This is a genomic window from Marinobacter nauticus, from assembly GCF_003634635.1.
Classification (GTDB): Bacteria; Pseudomonadota; Gammaproteobacteria; order Pseudomonadales; family Oleiphilaceae; genus Marinobacter; species Marinobacter nauticus.
The window spans coordinates 817,608-836,001 of record NZ_RBJB01000003.1; the positions used below are offsets into that span (position 1 = coordinate 817,608).

Here is an 18,394-nt window from a genome sequence, read left to right on the forward strand (position 1 = left end):
CCACGAGCGCGACGCGACTACCCATGTCGCAACCTTCTCAGCAGTTTTTCCAATCGTTGGGGATCGCCCACCGTGTCGGTCCATTGCAAACTGGCCGGCTTCCCATTCAGGTACCACAGACGGTTAGCCAGACTCACGACATCTTTGTCATCGTGAGTCACACAGATCATCGCCATATCCGGCTGCGCGTCCAGAATCCCGGAGACCAGCGCTTTGAGTTCGGCGACCATGATCGGATCCAGCGAGGCAAACGGCTCGTCCAGCAACAGCAGGTCCGGTTTAACAGCCAGGCATCGCGCCAAGGCCGCTCGCCTGGCCATTCCCAGGGATAACTGGTCTGGCAGATAGGCCCCGTAACCGGCGAGGCCAACCTGCATCAGCAATTCCTCGGCTTCCCGTTTGCTGGCGCCAACCAGCCTGAGGTTCGACATCAGGCTCTTCCAGGGCAGCAGGCGATGCTCCTGAAACAGGTACCCCACCCGAAGCACCTCACGCCCCAGCACGGCCGATTCCGGAATCGATTTATCAAGACCGGCAATGGCATTCAGCAGTGTGGTCTTGCCAATGCCCGAAGGGCCCATCAGACAGATACGGTCGCCCCGTTCAATACCCACAAAGATCTCACCCAGCACCGGCTGACCGAAATCCCGACCGGCGATCCGCAACTCAAGCATGGACCGACTCCGGTTGGCGCCATCTGCTGGAACGGTTTTCAAGTGGCTGCAGTATCGCGAGCTCGATCAGTTGCACCACGGCGATAAACGCCAGACTGTATGCCAGGATGGCGGACACATCGAACACCTGGAACGCCATGTGCAACTGAAATCCGACCCCATTCGATCGGCCGAGCAACTCGACGACCAGGACAATCTTCCAGATCAGCGCCAAACCTCCTCTGGTCGCCACCATCAGGTAGGGGAAAAGCTGGGGCATCCAGACGTCACGCAACCGCTGCCATAGGGAGAATCGGTACACGCTGGCCATTTGCTCAAGCCGGTAATCAAGGCTCCGGGCTCCTTCCCTCAACGTCACCGCGACATTGGGTATCTTGTTTACGACGACGGCCATCACAGCCGCAGCTTCCACCAGTCCGAACCAGACGTACATCAGAATGATGGTCACCAGAGCAGGCAGGTTAAGCATGAGCACCAGCAGAGGATCGAAAAGCGCATTGAAGGTGCGTGATCGCCCCAACACCAGGCCAATAGCGGTACCGAGCAGCATCGCCAGGGAAAACGCCAGGATAACGCGGGACAAGGTTGCCCCCAGGTGCATCCAGAGCTGGCCTGAGGAGGACTCTCTGACAAGGGTATCCAGTACCTCCATCGGACCCGGCAACAACGGGGAACCCAGATACCCAGCAGTCATCGCCCACACCATCATCAGGCCAGGCAGCACAATCCAGTAGCTCCAGACCGGCGGGCGCGCCGTCCCCACGTTCATGGCCGCCACCGATAGAACAGGTCGTCGGGCATTAACTGAGACGGGTCGGCGCCGGTCAGAATCAGCAACTGTTTCATATCAGCGATGCGCTGGTCGGTCTGAGAACCAGGAACACCCTGCACAAATCCCCGCCTGAGCGCCTCGAATACACCATCCGCAGGATGTCCCATTAATGGCCGGAGACGGTCCCAGTGCCCCGCTTCGCGGGCCAGTTCGGCTTTCGTGCCAGCCAGGGCGACGGCAAACCGATCAATGAGGTCAGCATGCTGCCGGGCCCAGTCTTCGGGGAACACATAACCGAGCACCGGCAGTTGGCGCTCAAGGCCAAGCTCTGACAGCAATTCGGCCATACTGAACGCCGACCGCCATCCACCCTCCCCCTGCATTCGTGCCGCAAAATGCCAATAGGTCACGATGACATCCAACTGCCCCCGCTTGAGGGACTGGCTGAGCAACGGAGGTGCGGCAAACTGGACTGACGCAGACGCCGACAAATCTATCCCTTGTCGGGCGGCTACACGATTCAGCAGAACCCAGCCTTTGCTGTCAGGTCCGCCAGCGACACCAATGCGTTTGCCCGGCAGGTCTGCCAGTGAGGATATTTCAGACGTCTCGGCCACCAGTATCTCGCCAATCCGGGAAGAAAACGGCAAATACAGGTAGGAGGCCCCCGCCTGATACCGGAGCTGAGTCCAGAGCAGATCGGCGACGGCACCGTTGACGGACCCCGCTGTCACTGCCAGCCTCGAGGCCGGCAGATTCGCCACCGGCAACAATTCAAGTCGGAATCCGTTGGCCCTGTCGAGGCCCCGATACTGCAGATGATCCAGTTCCCAATGGGCGGTGCCAAACTGGAGAACACTCAGAGACAAAACCGGTAGATCACTCCCATCGTCATCGCCCGCCGCGATCACCACCGGGCACCCCACGAGCAACAACAGCGCTGTGAGGGCGGTAAGCAACCAGTGGCGACCGACAGGGTGGCCGGGAGAGCGTGTTGTATGTATTGGCGCGTTCATGACTCAACGATACGAACCGCACCCCGGCGCAAGAATAGTACTTTGGTGCCTGTTTTTTGGTGCGATGGTCGCATTCAACCTCTGGCGCAGATCGCGTGTAATGAGAGAATCACAATAATAAGCAGGGAATCGAACCGGAAGCCGGCGATTCTCTCCACAGGAGGCCGCCATGCTGAACGAGCTCGATGCCGCACTCTCTTCCGAAAACCGCTATGATGATCCGGAATCCACCCCCGACAATGATCAACAACAGGCGGACGCACCCATGGACCCGGTCTACAAGATCCTGATCGCTGACGACCACCCTCTGTTCCGCGAAGCCATCAGTAGCGTCATCGCCTCCGGCTTTGCCGGCACTGAAATTCTGGAAACCGATGATCTGGACAGCGCCCTGGAGATAACCCGGGAGAACGACGATCTCGACCTGATTCTGCTGGATCTGAACATGCCGGGTATGCATGGTCTGAACGGACTGATTTCCTTGAGAAACGAAGCCCCAACCATCCCGGTCGTGATCGTTTCAGCGGAGGAAGACAAACAGGTCGTTCTCCAGGCCATCACCTACGGAGCTTGCGGCTTTATCACCAAGTCCTCACCACGAGCGCAGATGACCGATGCCATCCAGCAGATCCTGAACGGCAACGTCTATCTTCCCTCCGATATCATTCGCACCGGGAAAGAGAGCAGCCAGCGACGGGTTCGGAGCGATGAAAACCCGATCTCGCCGGAATTGCTGAACTCCCTTACCCGGCGACAGCTCCTGGTACTGGAGCGGATGGCGAAGGGCGAATCCAACAAGCAGATCGCCTACAACCTGAACATTGCCGAGACCACGGTCAAAGCTCATGTATCTGCAATACTCCGCAAACTCGGCGTGCACAACCGGGTCCAGGCCATCCTGTCGGCAGGTGATGTCGATTTCAATCAATACCTGAAACGCTGAAACCGACGCCTGGACAGCCGGCCGGGCGCGCTTTCCGGATGGACCAGCGGCTCCTCAGGTCCGGATCACATGAGTCAGCACACTGCGCAGCTTGAGCGGTTTCACCGGCTTGTTCATCAGCAGATAGCCGAGCTCCCTGATATGTTGCTTGAGTTCATTGGTGTAATTCGCGGTGATCATCAGAACTGGAGCAGGCCGGTGGCGCTGACGGTTGATGATGGCCACGGCATCCACACCATTCTCGTCATTGTCCAGATGATAATCCGCCAGGATTAAATCGACCCGAGCGTTGACGACATCGACCTTGGCCGCCAGGTCATCCGCAGAGATGGCCGTGACTACCTGACAATCCCACCCTTCGAGCAGGGTTTTCATACCCTGGCAAATGGCCAGATCGTTATCAATCACCCACACCCGGGCACCGGACAGCCCATGATCTGCTGACACGACCCCGGTATCTCTGGGGGCCGGCGGGGCTGGTCGAAGCTTCCCAAGCGGTACACGGACGCTGAACACTGACCCCCGGCCCTCCTCCGAAGAGACCGAAACCTCATGCCCCAGCATTCGCGCAATCTTGTCCACGATCGCCAGCCCGAGCCCCAGGCCCTTATCGCCCTGGCCTCCCATCGGTCGGATGCGTTTGAACTCCTGAAAGATCTCGGAGAGCTTGTCACCGGGAATACCCGCCCCGGTATCCCACACCTGCAGGAGCACATGGTTCGCTTGACGGCGGCAACCGAGGACAATTCGCCCCTGTTCCGTATAGCGGATGGCGTTGGTCAGGAAATTCCGCAGGATTCGGGCCAGCAACTGGGAATCAGAGTGAACAATCGCTGATGAGGGCACGAAATCAAGGCGCAACCCCTCGGCCAACGCCATTTGCCGGAACTCCCTGGCGATATTGTTGAGCAGGTCTCTGAGATCAAAGGCGGTCACATCGGGTGTAATCACCCCCGCGTCCAGCTTGGAGATGTCGACCAACGTGCCCAACAGGTTTTCGACATCGTCGAGCGAGGTGCTGACGGATCTCACCAGACCTTCGGCCTTCGGCCTTCGGCCCGAAACTCTGCTCCAGCAAAGCACTGGTGAAGAGACGAGCCGCATTCAGAGGCTGCAACAGATCGTGACTGACCGCGGCCAGAAATTTGGTTTTCGACAGGTTCGCCTGCTCCGCTTCACGCTTGGCCTCTCGGAGCCTGGACTCGGCAGCGGAACGCTCGGATATCTCCTGGCGCAACTGCTCGTTCAGGCCGGTCAGTGCGGCCGTGCGCTCCCGCACCCGATGTTCCAGATCGTCATAGGCCCGCTCCAGCGCAATCGCCGTTTTGCGACGCTCGGTGATATCGCGAATCAGTACAAAAAAACCAGTTACCTCACCGGTCTCATCGCGATTCGGCACGTAGGATCGCAGCATATAACGCTGGTCACCGTGCTCGCCGGTTTCTTCAAACTCAAAGTTAACGCTATGGCCGTCCAGGACTTCCAGTATCTGAGGCAGCAGACGCTGGTAAAAATCTTCGGAGTGCACCTCTTCCAGGTGTTTACCCAACGGCGAAACGCTGTTGCGGCCGTACCAGGACTGATAGACCTTGTTACAGAACTGGACTGTCAGATCCGCGCCGACATAGGCGATCAGCGCTGGCACATGATCCGTGACGACTCGAATCCAGCGCTCACTCTCTTCCAGCGCCTTGATCCGCCGTGCCATCTCACTGTTCTTGACGTCCGTAATGTCCGAGTAGAGCACAACCTGGCCGCCCTCCCGGGTAGAGCGCTCAGTCATTTGAACCCAGCGGCCGTTGGATAACAGAAAAACGGTGCCCTCGGCCTCCTCGTGACTGTGCTCCTCAACAATCAACCCCGAGCTCAGCGCCAACCTTTTCACTGCCTGAATATGGGTACCTGGCACCGGGACAGGCACACCAGCGTGCCGCCAGTAACTCCGAAAACGGCTGTTGGTCTGAATCAGGCGGTGTTCCCGATCGAACAACACAAAGCCGTCCGCAATACTCTCAATGGCATCGCTCAGGCGCTGCCGGGAGGTCTCCGCTTCCTCCCTTGCGCGGTTCAACGCCTTGTTGCTGACCTTGAGTTCTTCCATGGCGAGATTCAGCGCCTCGGTCCGTTCACGGACCTGCTCGGCGAGAATAACCGAGTGCTCAAACGCTGCGTAGGGTGCTGGCTTGTGGCTGGCACCGGACTCCACGCGGTCAATTAATGCGTCGCGAATGCTTCGGAGCCGACGATTCTCGTCCTCCAGTTGTGCAATTCTGGCGTCTTTCTCGGACGATGAGTGCAGAGTGGAGTCACTCGATACTGCATTCAGGCTGGCCAATGACCACCCCCGTGAAGGTCTGATTGATGTGCATGCCATTGAACTGCTCACCGTAGGTGTTAAAGCCCACCACCCGGTGCTCGGTCAGGAATTCGGAAACCGCATCCAGTTGCCCGGTCAGCTCGGCCTCCAGTCTCCGCAGGAAGCAGTCGCAGGCCAGAGTGACCAGAGGTTTACCCACCACTCGCTCAGACGCTTCAATCTGAGTCCGAACGCTCTCCAATAACGACCCGGGATTCATCGCCACCATCACAATGCCGGTTTCAACTGCGCAGTAGAAGGTGAGGCTGCCATCAGGGTTTACTCTCTGGATGGAGCGGACAAAATGGTTACCCCCGACCCGAACGCCGAGAGGATGAAGGGCAAACACACCTCGATCCAGCTCTGCCAGCGGCACACCCACCGTCCGGGCATAAACTTCGGCGGCGGGTTCAGCATTCAGCTCATAAACGGTGCGGCTTTCGGGACAGGCCATCGTCACCACCAGCTTTTCATCCTGAGCCTGCATGTGATGTGTTGAGAACACCCGGAAATCAAGAGGCGTATTGACCAGCATCACGGTGGCCGCAGCGCTGTGGAAGCGGCCATCAAAGAATACATGGGTATCAGCCAGGCGCTCATCGTCCCCGGCAGAGCCGCCAAACTGAGGAATGGTACCCAACGCGGCATTCAGGGTAGCCAGCACCAACTCCTCCCGGCTTGAAAGGCCATCCAGCATCGTTATCGCGAAGGTGTTGCCTTTCACCGGCGCAAGCCGGGCCTCCCGACAGGTCGACAGCAAACCGTCGATCACCTGCTGGGCATCCTGCAAAGTGAAACGCTCCAGCTCACTGATCAGGGCGCAGTCAATCGCGAAAAAACGGGCATCGAACCCCAAAGCACTGATGCACCCGCGTCCGTATCCCTGTTCGGTAATCTCCCCGGCCGAGGTACAGCCGTAAATCCGGGTTTGCGGAAAGGCAGCCTGCAGCGCTGGCCCCAGTTTTTCCAGATCGAATTCCACCGAACAGAAGAACAGAACACAACCCAGATGCTCATGCTGCAATTGCCGGGCGAGTTCGGCCGCGGCCAGTTCCGGGTCTCGGACGGTGGCACTGGCAACCCGGACCGCTACTGCGGATGCATCTGGATTCATGAAAACAGCTCTCGGAAGCTTCGACATCCCTGCCGATTCTACGCCGATGCTGGTAGAGGAAAATTCGACTTCGGTGCTTTTTATCGGTGTTCCGAATTCGGCGTAACTCATTGATTATAAAACTCCCGAATCAATGGCCAGCGATGATGCGCGATTTTTGCCGCAAGAAACCGGCACTTTAGTCTGAGACAGCCACTGCAGGACCGGAAAGCACCCTGGTCCTGCCGTGGCATCGGGGTGGGATCAGAACATGACAATCGCACCAATGGCGAGGGTATCTGTGTCCGCTGCTTCAGCGCCCGAAGATTTCACGTCCTGCTCAAACATGTTGTATTCCGCAACGAGTTTGAAGTTGCTGTTCACATCATGAAACACGGCAACGGAGGTGTTCTCGGTTTCAAAGTCTCCCTGGTCAGAGTCCGTTTCCCCGTACGACAACACGAACCGGTTTGCCCCAAGGGTGTAGGAACCCTGAATCAGATAACCATCCGCATCCTCTTCTGAGGCGAGGGCCGCATCGGTGATCAGAACCGGAACATCTCCCTCGGAAGTAAAGCCGGAGGCGGTCAGGGAAAGACCGGCCACCGAGGCCTTGACACCGTAGCCAATACCCTGGCTGTCGATCTCTGCGGTGGCATTCTCTGAGCTTTGATGACGCCCATTGAGCCAGCCTGTCAGCGAGACGCCCTGCAGCTCCGTCGCGTAGGTCAACTCTGCTTCAAGCCGCGGAGCGGATTGCTCGGACTCAGCGCCGGGCGTTGTATTGGCCGGCTCGAAAATACCCACAGCCACGTTCAGGCCTGACATATCTGGCGAGCGATAGGTAATCTGCGCAGAGGGATTCGGGTACGGATACCCTGTGCGGATGTTGCCAAAAGAGACCCCGGTGGCCGCACCCGGTGATCCAAAGCCCATCAGCAACTCGTCCAGGAAGATGTTGGATCGGGCATACAACCCGAAATCTTTCCCGATCAGCAGCTGGCCAAAGCTTCCGTCCACTGTGGCATACAGCTGTCGGACATCAATGCTGGTATCCGTAGGCGACTGGAGGCTGTCGTTGATGGTGGTCCAGAATGAAGAACGACCACCCAGCGTAAGTTCGCCCATGTCCTTGCTGAAATTGAATCCGATGGTGTTAGGCAGGAAACCCATCTTGACGTCAGAATTGCGAACATCGTTGACGCTGTCGTCACGGTTCACGTAAAACGCGTTGAAGTAGCCATCCACCGAAAAACTGGTTCCGTCCTGACTGTATACTTCAACCGCTGCCTGGGCACTGGCGCTGGCCCCCATCATCGCGGCCACGGCAATGGCCAACCCCGACTGTTTCAGTTTGTTGTTGTTCATACTTCCCCCGGTTTATTGTTCGAAATCTGGGATGAAAGAGCCGGCATCAGCACCGGCTCCATGGCGCGATAAGGCGCCTGAGGTTCATGGTCAGTGAATGACCGGAAGGGGAGTATTGGTCGTGAGAGCAGATTCCCTGCTCATTTAGGAGGCATCAGAGATCGGACTTTAGGACTAAGACTGGCTCGGGAAATGTCCGAGTTCCTGCAGGCAGTCATGGAGGAAATCTGCGGGATCGGCCATGAGGGCTTCATCCGCGACTACACCGAATTGCACCTGGCCAGCATAGCTGACGATGCTTACGCCCAGGCCAATATCGCCCGCCTGAGGTACCCAGAACATCTGTTCTGTGATGGCGCAACCAGCAAGGTAACGACGCTCTGGCGTGCCGGGAACGTTCGAGACCACGGCCGAAGCCTTCCTGAAAAACAGATCGGCCAGAGGACGACGTCCGGGCTCGGGCAGAAGCGCAGCCGAGGCGGTCAGCCCCCACGCGAGGCCCGGTTGCCAGCTTCGTTTCAGCTTCCGGGTTTCATGCTTAATCCGGAACAATCGTTCCAGAGCACTTTCACCATCGACAGGCAGGGGAACAAACACCGTGCCGAAACAATTACCCGGTTCCAGCGCGCCCGGCCGAATGCCTTCCGGCAAACGCGCCCGGATATCCACAGGCACAGCCGCATGCATCACCGCTTGGTCGAGGGCCTCGTCGCACAGGCCAAGGCGCGGTCTGACCGCAGCGGCCACGCAGGCAAGCAAGACATCATTGATGGTGGTACTGGTAAGCCTGGCGATCTCCCGGAAGCGGGCCAGGGGAACCGGCGTCGACCACCGACAAAGGCGCCGCCCCAGCAATGGACGCTTAAGGTCAGACGGAGAGTCCTCCGGTGTCGCCAGAAACTCACTGAGTTCGTGTACAAGCCGAACCCCCTTGCCCAGAACTCCGCTCTCGCCCTGCTTCTGAGTAGCTCCGGGGGCTTCCCGGGGCCCGGGCACTGGCATCAGCTCTGTAATCCGGCCTTCCAGCCAGGTCTGCGCTGCGTTCACCCAGCGACCGGCACGCGGCTCCTCTGGTGAACCATAGATAGCGGGATACTGACGCGGTGAAGGCGGACACAGATGATCAAATATGCCCAATAACGACAGACCGTCGGCATAACAATGGTGCAGACGAAGCAACAATGCCGCACCGCCCCTGGCGTTGGGGGCCAACCAGAATTTCCAGCGTGGACGATACAGCGGTAAGGGCTCGTTCAGGCGCTCCGAGACCCAGTCCTGCAACTGTTCCGGCTCGAACCGGTCCAGCGCCACGTCAAGATGCTGGGGCGCGGAGAAGGTCAGGTCTTTTTCCCAATACCAGGCGGGGGCACGCCATACCGGGCGACAACGGAACCGCTCCCAGGCCAGCCAGTATACCTCCAGAAACTCCCGGAAACGGGTCGGCGTCAGCCCGTCGACCCTCAGCATGATGGTGATGGTCATCGGGTTATCGGGCCGTTCCAGAGCCAGCCAGGCTGAATCCGAAGGCAGCATGAGATGCGATTGCTCCTGGCTCAAACCCGATTATCCCCGATCAATAGCGTGCCTGTATGAAAGAAAACCAATCCGGCATTGTGCCAGAGTCCGGATAGCGGCTCCATCCTCGGACGCCCCGCACGCAGTTACAAAAAATTACACGTGAGTAACTGTTCGGTCCTATACTGGTTATATGGCCCAGTGCCATGGTTATAAAACCGTGTCCCGGATCGGCCAATTGGCCCCAACACACCATTTTTTAAGGCACTGGCGCCACTAAACCCGTTCGGCATTCACGGTACAAATGTCATACCGGCTCAGCAAAACCAATAACACAACGAAAAGCGGCCGGAGGGAGAAGAATCATGAAAGCCAGTCATGTTCGCAAGCTGATCAAACCGATCGAAAGCGCCTATTCCGAAATGTTTTCCGGCCGGGTTTACCGCGTGGGCCGGGGTGCGGTGTCTGTTCGAAATCACAGTGGCACAGCAGCGCACACCGTGATTGGCGTACATGGTTTTCTAGAAAATCACTGTTACTTCACCCAGGCCTACGATGGCCCCACCACAGAACTGATTCTGCTCACCTGCAGCAACTATCACATCCCGGTGAACGGTGTGACACCTGAGAATCCGGCCTGGGAAGTGCCCATCAAGCACCTGGAAGGCACCATCGAATACGATGCCTGTATCCTGAATCAGTCGTTGCAGAACCTGCCCAGCACCGAGAATATCCGGATCCATGGCCACTCCCGGGGTGGTGCGGTTATTCTGGAGGCCATCCGGCAGTGGCCGGAGCTTTACGAAAACGTGGAAGTGGTACTGGAAGCGCCGGTTTTACCCCAGGGCAAACTGCATGCGCTGGTAACCACATTGCTGGAGCCGGTCAGCCATGGCATGTGGCCCTGGTTGATTCGTCTGATCAACAGCGCCCCCCAGTCGGCCTATGGTCAGACCTTCTTTGGCAAGATGAATCCGCGCAAACGCCAATTGTTGAGCAAACTGTTCTACGCCACCAAAGACCACCTGACCATTGTTCGCAACATCGAGAACATCATGGAGTGGATGGCGCGTACCGACACCTCGGTGTATCGCCATGTGCGCCATGGGACTTTCCTGATACCGGCCACCGACCGAATACTGGATCGCCAGGCCATGCTGGCCAGCGCTCGCACCAGCCCCACCACCATGCGCATTGTCGAAACCGAAGCCCCCAGCCACTTCATCACGCTGGACAGCAAGGAATGGGTGCCGGGCTTGGAAACCCTCGAGGCTGCGGCCCAAGGCTGAATTCAACGCAAACGGGCAGGTGCGTCACACCCAAGGCTTCGTTAAACTGGCGCTTTTCTGCCCGGTTGATTGGAGCCTTTAATGTATCGTGAGCGGCTGGTTGCCACGGATGTGCACACGGAGAACGCCCACCGCCTGAAACGCCTGCTGCTGGAATACCACGATTTCCGCCAACACAAGGCCGGGCACCCCCTGCGGGACGAGGCCCACCAAGTGGCAGACTGGCAGGCAGAGCGGCTGAAAAATACGCACCAGGATTTATACCGTCACCCGGGCTACCACACCGGCCTGGAATTTCTGCTGACCGACCTCTATGCCCCTGCCGGCATGACCCGCCGTGATGACAACATCGACCGGGTGTTCCCGAAAATGGTGAAATGGCTTCCCGACCACCTGCTGGCCACCTTTGCCGGCCTGGTCGAGCTCAACCTGATTACCCAGAGCCTCGATCTTGAGCTGGCAGAGATACTGGCGCAGCAGGGCTTTTCGGCAACAGGTCTTGATGATGAGCGTTACTGCGAGGCTTATCGCGCCAGCAAACAGCTTGCAATTCGCGAGCGACAACTGGCTCTGGTAGCGGAAACCGGACAGGAACTGGATCGCTACGTTCGCAACCGCACCCTCGGTTGGCTACTGTCCATGACCCGCGGTCCGGCCGAGATGGCCGACCTGGGTGATCTGCACAGCTTTCTACACCGGGGCTACAGCGCCTTTCGGAAAATGAATCGGGTCGACCTGCTGATTGATCGCCTGCTCAGCCGGGAACAACGAGTGATGGACAACATTCTGGCGGGCCACCCGACCCCTTTCTCCCTGCCGGATGACCTGTAGCGGGATTCAGGCCTGGATGATCTGATCCAGCTGGGAGTGAATCTCCTGCTCAATGCGGGATTTGAAGGGCCGAAGCATCAACCCCAGCTCCAGTCGGATATGCAGGTCGTGCTCGGAAATATCCAGTTGCCCTTTGACACCGCTGCGTTTGAACTTCAGCAGATCGCCTTCCCACTGGTAATTGACATCGAATTGTTTGGACAAATCCTTGGCCAGGGTTTCGGCCGCCTCGCGGGCGTGCTCCTTGTCCAGGGAATGGGCGCGATGGATATCGATAACAGACATGAATCAGTTTTCTCAGTGATTTGGAAACGGTTTTACAGTGTAAGCCGGCAATAAACTTGTAGCCAACCCCTCAAAGGTTAGAATACAGGGCTTAGATTCTGACAGGACCAACTTCCATGAGCGAGCAGCAAGCACCGGGCACCCAAGGCAACGGCCAGGACGACGTTACCCACTTCGGCTTTCGCAATGTGCCGAAAAGCCAGAAGGCCGGTCAGGTGGCCCAGGTTTTCCACAGTGTCGCCGGCAAGTACGACCTCATGAACGACCTGATGTCCATGGGCATTCATCGCCTGTGGAAGCGCTTTACTATTGAATTGAGCGGCGTACGCCCGGGCCATCAGGTGTTGGACATTGCCGGCGGTACCGGCGACCTGACCATGAAGTTTTCCGATCTGGTGGGCCCGTCCGGCAAAGTGGTGCTGGCCGATATCAACGCCTCCATGCTGCAGGTGGGTCGCAGCCGCCTGACCGACCGGGGTTACGCCGGCAACATCGAATACGTACAGGCCGATGCCGAACACCTGCCGTTCCCGGACAACAGTTTCCAGGCGGTGTCTATTGCTTTCGGCCTGCGCAATGTGACCGACAAGGATCAGGCCCTGCGGGATATGGCCCGGGTACTTAAGCCGGGCGGCAAGCTGATGGTGCTGGAATTCTCCAAGCCCACCAACCCGCTGCTGAGCAAGGCCTACGACACCTATTCTTTCACCGCCCTGCCCCTGATGGGCCAGTTGATTGCCGGGGACAGCGAGAGCTATAAGTACCTGGCCGAGTCCATCCGCATGCATCCGGATCAGGAAACCCTGAAGGGCATGATGGAAACTGCCGGCCTGGTGAACTGCAAGTACTACAACATGACCGGCGGCATCGTGGCCCTGCACGTGGGAATCAAGCCCTGATGTTCCCCGGCCCGACCCTGCTGTCTGCGACAGGCGCCATTATTGAGGGCGCCCTGAACCGGGCGCTGGCACTGGACCCGGCGGGCCAGCGTGCCTTGCTGGGCGCCTTGGGCGGGCCGGTTCAGTTCACCATTACGGCCCCGGTCACCATGCACTGGACCCTGAATCGCGTTGGCGAACGGGTACAGGTTCGCAGTCAGCCGGATCCGCAACCGGTGTTAATCATCACCGGGCGGCCGGTTGCCTTTGCCGCCCTGGCACTGGGCGATGACCGGGTATTTGCCGACGAACGCCTGACGGTGGAGGGCGACACGGCCCTGGCCCACCAGTTGCAGCGCGCTCTGAACCAGCTGCAACCGGATTGGGAAGCGGCCATGGCAAACCACCTGGGCGATGTGCCGGCCCATTTCATCGGCAAACGCATCCGCCAGGCAGTCAAGTGGAGCCGCCAGGCGTTCAGCACCATGAACGCCAATGTGGAGGAATATGTCCACGAAGAGAGCCGCACTCTGCCCTGCCGGCGGGAGCTGGAGGCCACCTTTCGGGATATCGATGAGCTGAGCCTGCGCACCGAACGCCTGGAGGCTCGGCTGAAGCAACTGCAAGCACCCGGCAGCGATAACAATACGGAGAACCTGTGACCCGCCTGCAACGCCTGTTCCGAATTGCCTGGGTATTCTGCCGCTACCGGCTGGACACGTTTCTGCCCTTGTCTGAACTGCCTACACCGCTGAAAATCTTTTTTCTGCTGGCACCCTGGCACCTGTTCCCGCAGCCCAAACTGAGCCGGGGTGACCGCCTGCGCCTGGCACTGGAAGAGCTGGGCCCGGTTTTCGTCAAATTCGGCCAGATTCTCTCCACCCGCCGGGACCTGTTACCGGATGACATGGCCGAATCCCTGAAACAGCTACAGGATCGGGTTCCACCGTTCCCCAGTGAACAGGCCCGAGGCATTATCGAGAAATCGTTGGGTGCGCCCGTCTCGGAACTGTTTGCCGAGTTCAGTCCAGACCCCATGGCCTCGGCGTCGGTGGCTCAAGTGCACGCCGCAACCCTACCCAACGGCCAGAAGGTGGTGGTCAAGGTTTTGCGCCCCGGCATCGAAAAAGTCATCCGCCAGGATCTGGGCCTGATGTACCTGATGGCCGGCCTGCTCGAAAAGTACTGGTCTGAGGGTAAGCGCCTGCACCCCGTGGAGGTGGTGGCAGACTATGACTCCACCATCCACGACGAACTGGATCTGCAACGGGAAGCCGCCAACGCCAGCCAGTTGCGCCGGAATTTCGAGAACTCCCCGTTGATCTACATACCCTTTATCGACTGGGACTACACCCGCAAATCGGTGCTGGTGATGGAACGCATTCACGGCATTCCCATTGCCGATGTACCCGCCCTTGAAAAGGCGGGCGTCAACATGAAGGTACTGGCGGAAAAAGGGGTGGAGATCTTCTTTACCCAGGTATTCCGTGACAGTTTTTTCCATGCTGACATGCATCCGGGCAATATCTTTGTCGATATCAGCAATCCCGCCGACCCGAAGTACATTGCCATCGACTTCGGTATCGTCGGCACTCTGGCCCCCGACGACCAGAGCTATCTCGCCCGTAACCTGTTGGCCTTCTTCCGCCGGGATTACCGCCAGGTAGCACAACTGCACATCCAGTCTGGCTGGGTGCCGCCGGAAACCCGCGTCAACGAGTTTGAGGCCGCCATTCGGACGGTGTGCGAGCCCATCTTCGAGCGCCCCCTGAAGGATATTTCCTTTGGTCACTTCCTGTTACGCCTGTTCCAGACCGCTCGGCGCTTCAACATGGAAGTGCAGCCACAACTTGTGCTGTTACAGAAAACCCTGCTCAATGTCGAAGGCCTTGGCCGCCAGCTCTATCCGGACCTGGATCTGTGGAGTACCGCCCAGCCGTTTCTGGAAGACTGGATGCGTAAACGCATCGGTCCGTCCGGCCTGATCAAGTCTCTGCAGAACCACCTCCCATCATGGCTCGAGCAATCGCCAGAGATGCCCCAGTTGGTTCACGACGCACTACTACAGATACGCTCCAGCGGCCCCACCGAAGCGCAAAACCGGGCAACCCTGGCGCTGATGAAAGAGCAGCAAATGCGCAGCGAACGCCGTTGGCGCCGGGGCTTCATCGCCCTGGTTCTGGCAGGCGCGGCCCTGGTGGGCAGCCAGCCCCACGCCGGGCAGTGGCTGGCCGATCTGCCGGTCTGGAGCTGGGTCTTGCTTGCCGGAGCGGCAGGCGTCATGCTCCGGGGCAGTCGCTGAACCATCAAAGATTCAGGATTCATAAAAATGCAAGATTCTCCCGCTAACGTCGTACAGCCTGACTGGCTCGACGAGATCCAATGGACAGAAGACGGCCTGGTGCCGGCCATTGCCCAGGACGCCAATAATGGCGATATCCTGATGATGGCCTGGATGAACCGGGAATCTCTCCGGCTCACGGTTGAGGAAGGACAGGCGGTGTACTGGTCCCGTTCCCGTGGCAAACTCTGGCGCAAGGGCGAGAGCTCCGGGCACCAGCAGGTGCTCCGGGATATCAGGCTCGATTGCGATGCCGATGTGGTGCTGCTGAAAGTGGAACAAAAAGGCGGCATTGCCTGCCATACTGGCCGGCGAAGCTGTTTTTACCGAACCCTGAAAGATGGTCAGTGGGTGAGCACCGATCCGGTTCTCAAAGACCCGAATACCATCTACGGCAGCAACTGAGGAGCAGACACCGTGAGTGATGTACTGGAACGACTGGCACAGGTACTGGAAGCCCGCAAAGACGCGGATCCCGACACGTCCTACGTCGCCAGCCTGCATGCCAAGGGGCTGAACAAGATTCTGGAGAAGGTGGGCGAAGAGTGCACCGAGACGCTGCTGGCCGCCAAGGATGCAGAGCATTCCGGCGAAACCCGGGACCTGGTGTACGAGACGGCCGACCTCTGGTTTCACAGCCTGGTGATGCTGTCACGGTTAGGCCTGGGCCCGAAAGATATTCTGGATGAACTGGCCAGCCGCTTCGACCTGTCAGGCCTGGAAGAAAAAGCCTCCCGGAATCCGTAAAGGAGTACCCCCAAGGGGTATTTCCGCAAGGGGTAGCGGTTGGCGTACAATGTCATGCAACAGCAACATTTGAACGAGGAACCCTCATGGGTATCAGCATCTGGCAACTTCTTATCGTACTTGGCATCGTCATCCTGTTATTCGGAACCAAGAAACTCCGGAACATCGGCAGCGATCTCGGCGGCGCCATCCGTGGATTCAAAAAATCCATGAACGACGAGGAAGAGAAGAACGCCGAACAGCAACCGCTGGAAAAACAGAACGCCGAGCAACAAGCCCAGGCGGAAGACAAGCCCAAAGAAAAGCAAGGCTGAGCACCCCCTGAATGTTCGACATCGGCTTTCTAGAGCTGCTGATCTGCGGCGTGATTGCATTGCTCGTGCTCGGCCCGGAGCGTTTGCCGACGGCGGCGCGGGCGGCTGGCCGCTGGATCGGTGGCGCCCGGCGCATGGTCAGCCAGTTCACCAGTGAACTGGACCGGCAGTTGAAGGCCGAAGAACTCCGGGAGGAGCTGCGCAAGGCGGGTGATGTGGGCCTGGACGATGTGGAGAAGACCGTGCGCGGCGCCCTGGATGAGGCGAAAAAGTACGAGCACATGATCCTGCCGGACGATCAGACCCGCAAGCCCAGGCCGGCACCGGCAACCCGGCGGGTTACGCCCCCCTCTCCGGAGGCGGGCGAACAGCCCGAACCTCCGCATGAACCCGTCAGGGATGAGACGGCGGCCAGCGATCAACCCAGTGAATCCTCACCGACCAGCCCCTCGGACAAGCATTCATGAGCGCCACCCAAGACGGCCAGCAGACATCGTCTGAACAGCAGGAAATGCCCCTGATCGAGCATTTGCTCGAGCTACGCAACCGGCTACTGAAAATGGTGTTGGCGGTGATTATCTGTTTCGCCGTCATCTATCCATTTGCCAACGAGCTCTACCTGCTGTTATCCCAGCCGTTGCGCGAACTTTTGCCGGTCGGCCAGACCATGATCGCCACCGACATCACCTCGCCTTTCTTTGCGCCCCTGAAGCTGGCGCTGGTTCTGGCGGTATTTGTCGCCATTCCGATCATTCTCTACCAGCTCTGGAGTTTTGTGGCGCCCGGGCTCTATGCCCATGAAAAGCGCCTGGCCTTCCCGCTGTTGTTTACTTCCGTGCTGTTGTTCTACGCTGGCGCGGCTTTCGCCTATTTCGTGGTCTTTCCGCTGGTGTTCGGTTTCTTTACCGCCATCGGCCCGGAGGGCATTGTCGAACTGCCTGACATCAGCAGTTATCTGAACTTCGTGCTCAAGATGTTTTTTGCCTTCGGTATTGCGTTTGAAATCCCCATTGCGACGGTACTGCTGATTCTGACCGGCGCCACCACGCCGCAAGACCTGGCCGCCAAGCGCCCCTATGTGGTCGTGGCCTGTTTCATCATCGGCATGCTGCTGACCCCACCAGACATCATCTCCCAGACGCTCCTGGCCGTGCCCATGTGGATTCTGTTCGAGTTCGGCATCATATTTGGTCGCCTCGCCTACCGGGAACGGGAAGAGGCCGACGGAGAAGAGCCCGAAGCCTGATGAATCTGGCCCTGCTGTTTGAGGAAGACTTCGTCGCCCCGGACCGGGTGCGTCTCCGCGGCCGTCGGCTGGAGCACCTGAAAACGGTGCTCAAAGCCGGCACCGGCCATCGCATACCGGCTGGCCGGGTAAACGGCCTGATGGGCCATGGTGAAGTGCTGTCAATGACAGAGACCGAGGCCGAATTGCTGGTAACCCTGAATCAGCAACCCCCTGCCCCCTTACCGCTCACGCTGATACTGGCTATGCCCCGGCCCAAGATGTTCCGACGGGTACTGCAGACCTGCGCTTCTCTGGGTGTGAAGGATCTCTGGCTGATTAACAGCTACAAGGTGGAAAAGAGTTTCTGGCAAACGCCCTGGCTCACCGAGGATCATCTGAGAGAGAACCTGGCCCTCGGCCTTGAACAGGCCAAAGACACGTTGATGCCTCAGGTCCATATCCGTAAGCTGTTCAAACCCTTTGTGGAGGATGAACTACCGACACTGCTAGGTGGCAAACAGGCACTGGTGGCGCATCCGGGCATGGCGGCCCCCTGCCCCACCCACCTCAATGAGCCGGCTGCCCTGTGCATTGGTCCGGAAGGGGGCTTTACCGATTACGAAGTCGGAAAGCTGGAGGAGGCCGGCTGCCGGAGCGTGCATCTGGGCCCGAGAATTCTTCGGGTTGAAACCGCTGTGCCAGTGCTGATCAGCCGGCTGTTTGACGCCTGCCTGTGAACGGGCC

19 protein-coding genes and 1 pseudogene are annotated in these 18,394 nt (G+C 58.7%); 12 read left to right on the forward strand and 8 right to left on the reverse strand.

Annotated features, from left to right (window positions below; all coding sequences use genetic code 11):
• Positions 1-17: 17 nt before the first annotated feature.
• The 3 genes from C7436_RS09810 to C7436_RS09820 are packed head-to-tail and all read right to left on the reverse strand — an operon-like array spanning position 18 to position 2,462.
• Entirely contained in the window at positions 18-674 is a 657-nt protein-coding gene (locus C7436_RS09810; RefSeq protein ID WP_121207703.1) for an ATP-binding cassette domain-containing protein, read from the reverse strand.
• The gene (locus C7436_RS09815) at positions 667-1,443 is read right to left on the reverse strand and encodes an ABC transporter permease (protein WP_121207917.1); all 777 of its coding nucleotides are present in this window, start codon (positions 1,441-1,443) and stop codon (positions 667-669) included. Before C7436_RS09815 ends, C7436_RS09810 begins: the two co-directional genes overlap by 8 nt.
• Positions 1,440-2,462, reverse strand: coding sequence for an ABC transporter substrate-binding protein (locus tag C7436_RS09820; protein ID WP_121207704.1), 1,023 nt, complete (start codon positions 2,460-2,462; stop codon positions 1,440-1,442). The genes C7436_RS09815 and C7436_RS09820 overlap by 4 nt, the downstream gene beginning before the upstream one ends.
• 265 nt (positions 2,463-2,727) lie before the next feature.
• Here C7436_RS09820 and C7436_RS09825 point away from each other — a divergent pair, with 265 nt between their 5' ends.
• On the forward strand, positions 2,728-3,405 hold the full coding sequence (locus C7436_RS09825) for a response regulator (protein ID WP_031210333.1): 678 nt from the start codon (positions 2,728-2,730) through the stop codon (positions 3,403-3,405).
• A 54-nt stretch (positions 3,406-3,459) separates the two neighbouring features.
• Here C7436_RS09825 and C7436_RS09830 read toward each other — a convergent pair.
• The 4 genes and pseudogenes from C7436_RS09830 to C7436_RS09845 all read right to left on the reverse strand — a co-directional run bounded on the left by C7436_RS09830 (position 3,460) and on the right by C7436_RS09845 (position 9,755).
• Positions 3,460-5,740: pseudogene (locus tag C7436_RS09830) on the reverse strand (NahK/ErcS family hybrid sensor histidine kinase/response regulator).
• Positions 5,712-6,875, reverse strand: coding sequence for a nitric oxide-sensing protein NosP (gene nosP / locus C7436_RS09835; protein ID WP_023009614.1), 1,164 nt, complete (start codon positions 6,873-6,875; stop codon positions 5,712-5,714). The pseudogene C7436_RS09830 and the gene nosP overlap by 29 nt, the downstream one beginning before the upstream one ends.
• Before the next feature lie 243 nt (positions 6,876-7,118).
• On the reverse strand, positions 7,119-8,222 hold the full coding sequence (locus tag C7436_RS09840; RefSeq protein ID WP_121207706.1) for a porin: 1,104 nt from the start codon (positions 8,220-8,222) through the stop codon (positions 7,119-7,121).
• Positions 8,223-8,396: 174 nt separating this feature from the next.
• Positions 8,397-9,755, reverse strand: coding sequence for a WS/DGAT domain-containing protein (locus C7436_RS09845; protein WP_121207707.1), 1,359 nt, complete (start codon positions 9,753-9,755; stop codon positions 8,397-8,399).
• 347 nt (positions 9,756-10,102) lie between these two features.
• On the opposite strand from C7436_RS09845, the gene C7436_RS09850 reads away from it, so the two are divergent.
• Together C7436_RS09850 and C7436_RS09855 are read left to right on the forward strand one after the other, a co-directional pair.
• The gene (locus C7436_RS09850; RefSeq protein ID WP_011786824.1) at positions 10,103-11,026 is read left to right on the forward strand and encodes a hypothetical protein; all 924 of its coding nucleotides are present in this window, start codon (positions 10,103-10,105) and stop codon (positions 11,024-11,026) included.
• 81 nt (positions 11,027-11,107) lie between these two features.
• Entirely contained in the window at positions 11,108-11,857 is a 750-nt protein-coding gene (locus tag C7436_RS09855) for an FFLEELY motif protein (protein WP_121207708.1), read from the forward strand.
• 6 nt (positions 11,858-11,863) lie between these two features.
• Here C7436_RS09855 and C7436_RS09860 read toward each other — a convergent pair whose 3' ends face one another.
• Positions 11,864-12,142, reverse strand: coding sequence for a polyhydroxyalkanoic acid system family protein (locus C7436_RS09860; RefSeq protein WP_121207709.1), 279 nt, complete (start codon positions 12,140-12,142; stop codon positions 11,864-11,866).
• A 116-nt stretch (positions 12,143-12,258) separates the two neighbouring features.
• On the opposite strand from C7436_RS09860, the gene ubiE reads away from it, so the two are divergent.
• The 9 genes from ubiE (at position 12,259) to C7436_RS09905 (ending at position 18,387) form a co-directional block, all read left to right on the forward strand.
• Positions 12,259-13,041, forward strand: coding sequence for a bifunctional demethylmenaquinone methyltransferase/2-methoxy-6-polyprenyl-1,4-benzoquinol methylase UbiE (gene ubiE / locus C7436_RS09865; protein WP_014422685.1), 783 nt, complete (start codon positions 12,259-12,261; stop codon positions 13,039-13,041).
• Positions 13,041-13,682 carry a ubiquinone biosynthesis accessory factor UbiJ gene (locus C7436_RS09870; protein WP_121207710.1) on the forward strand — a complete coding sequence of 214 codons (642 nt, stop codon included), beginning with the start codon at positions 13,041-13,043 and terminating at the stop codon, positions 13,680-13,682. Before ubiE ends, C7436_RS09870 begins: the two co-directional genes overlap by 1 nt.
• On the forward strand, positions 13,679-15,322 hold the full coding sequence (gene ubiB / locus C7436_RS09875) for a ubiquinone biosynthesis regulatory protein kinase UbiB (RefSeq protein ID WP_121207711.1): 1,644 nt from the start codon (positions 13,679-13,681) through the stop codon (positions 15,320-15,322). Before C7436_RS09870 ends, ubiB begins: the two co-directional genes overlap by 4 nt.
• Before the next feature lie 27 nt (positions 15,323-15,349).
• On the forward strand, positions 15,350-15,766 hold the full coding sequence (gene hisI, locus C7436_RS09880) for a phosphoribosyl-AMP cyclohydrolase (RefSeq protein WP_121207712.1): 417 nt from the start codon (positions 15,350-15,352) through the stop codon (positions 15,764-15,766).
• A 12-nt stretch (positions 15,767-15,778) separates the two neighbouring features.
• Positions 15,779-16,108, forward strand: a complete 330-nt coding sequence (locus C7436_RS09885; RefSeq protein ID WP_022993078.1) for a phosphoribosyl-ATP diphosphatase — start codon at positions 15,779-15,781, stop codon at positions 16,106-16,108.
• 86 nt (positions 16,109-16,194) lie between these two features.
• Positions 16,195-16,422: a Sec-independent protein translocase subunit TatA gene (gene tatA / locus C7436_RS09890; RefSeq protein ID WP_014422690.1), complete on the forward strand. Its 228-nt coding sequence runs from the start codon at positions 16,195-16,197 to the stop codon at positions 16,420-16,422.
• Between the two features lie 11 nt (positions 16,423-16,433).
• The gene (gene tatB / locus C7436_RS09895) at positions 16,434-16,889 is read left to right on the forward strand and encodes a Sec-independent protein translocase protein TatB (protein ID WP_023011245.1); all 456 of its coding nucleotides are present in this window, start codon (positions 16,434-16,436) and stop codon (positions 16,887-16,889) included.
• Positions 16,886-17,668, forward strand: a complete 783-nt coding sequence (gene tatC, locus C7436_RS09900; RefSeq protein ID WP_023009606.1) for a twin-arginine translocase subunit TatC — start codon at positions 16,886-16,888, stop codon at positions 17,666-17,668. Before tatB ends, tatC begins: the two co-directional genes overlap by 4 nt.
• On the forward strand, positions 17,668-18,387 hold the full coding sequence (locus C7436_RS09905; protein ID WP_121207713.1) for a 16S rRNA (uracil(1498)-N(3))-methyltransferase: 720 nt from the start codon (positions 17,668-17,670) through the stop codon (positions 18,385-18,387). Before tatC ends, C7436_RS09905 begins: the two co-directional genes overlap by 1 nt.
• Positions 18,388-18,394: the final 7 nt, after the last annotated feature.

Coding starts and splice junctions, on each gene's coding strand:
- C7436_RS09840 (WP_121207706.1), bottom strand. CDS start 8,222: ATGAACAACAACAAACTGAAACAGTCGGGGTTGGCCATTGCCGTGGCC.
- C7436_RS09810 (WP_121207703.1), bottom strand. CDS start 674: ATGCTTGAGTTGCGGATCGCCGGTCGGGATTTCGGTCAGCCGGTGCTG.
- C7436_RS09850 (WP_011786824.1), top strand. CDS start 10,103: ATGAAAGCCAGTCATGTTCGCAAGCTGATCAAACCGATCGAAAGCGCC.
- C7436_RS09905 (WP_121207713.1), top strand. CDS start 17,668: ATGAATCTGGCCCTGCTGTTTGAGGAAGACTTCGTCGCCCCGGACCGG.
- C7436_RS09870 (WP_121207710.1), top strand. CDS start 13,041: ATGTTCCCCGGCCCGACCCTGCTGTCTGCGACAGGCGCCATTATTGAG.
- tatA (WP_014422690.1), top strand. CDS start 16,195: ATGGGTATCAGCATCTGGCAACTTCTTATCGTACTTGGCATCGTCATC.
- C7436_RS09845 (WP_121207707.1), bottom strand. CDS start 9,755: ATGCTGCCTTCGGATTCAGCCTGGCTGGCTCTGGAACGGCCCGATAAC.
- nosP (WP_023009614.1), bottom strand. CDS start 6,875: ATGAATCCAGATGCATCCGCAGTAGCGGTCCGGGTTGCCAGTGCCACC.
- ubiE (WP_014422685.1), top strand. CDS start 12,259: ATGAGCGAGCAGCAAGCACCGGGCACCCAAGGCAACGGCCAGGACGAC.
- C7436_RS09825 (WP_031210333.1), top strand. CDS start 2,728: ATGGACCCGGTCTACAAGATCCTGATCGCTGACGACCACCCTCTGTTC.
- tatB (WP_023011245.1), top strand. CDS start 16,434: ATGTTCGACATCGGCTTTCTAGAGCTGCTGATCTGCGGCGTGATTGCA.
- C7436_RS09860 (WP_121207709.1), bottom strand. CDS start 12,142: ATGTCTGTTATCGATATCCATCGCGCCCATTCCCTGGACAAGGAGCAC.
- C7436_RS09815 (WP_121207917.1), bottom strand. CDS start 1,443: ATGAACGTGGGGACGGCGCGCCCGCCGGTCTGGAGCTACTGGATTGTG.
- C7436_RS09820 (WP_121207704.1), bottom strand. CDS start 2,462: ATGAACGCGCCAATACATACAACACGCTCTCCCGGCCACCCTGTCGGT.
- hisI (WP_121207712.1), top strand. CDS start 15,350: ATGCAAGATTCTCCCGCTAACGTCGTACAGCCTGACTGGCTCGACGAG.
- tatC (WP_023009606.1), top strand. CDS start 16,886: ATGAGCGCCACCCAAGACGGCCAGCAGACATCGTCTGAACAGCAGGAA.
- C7436_RS09855 (WP_121207708.1), top strand. CDS start 11,108: ATGTATCGTGAGCGGCTGGTTGCCACGGATGTGCACACGGAGAACGCC.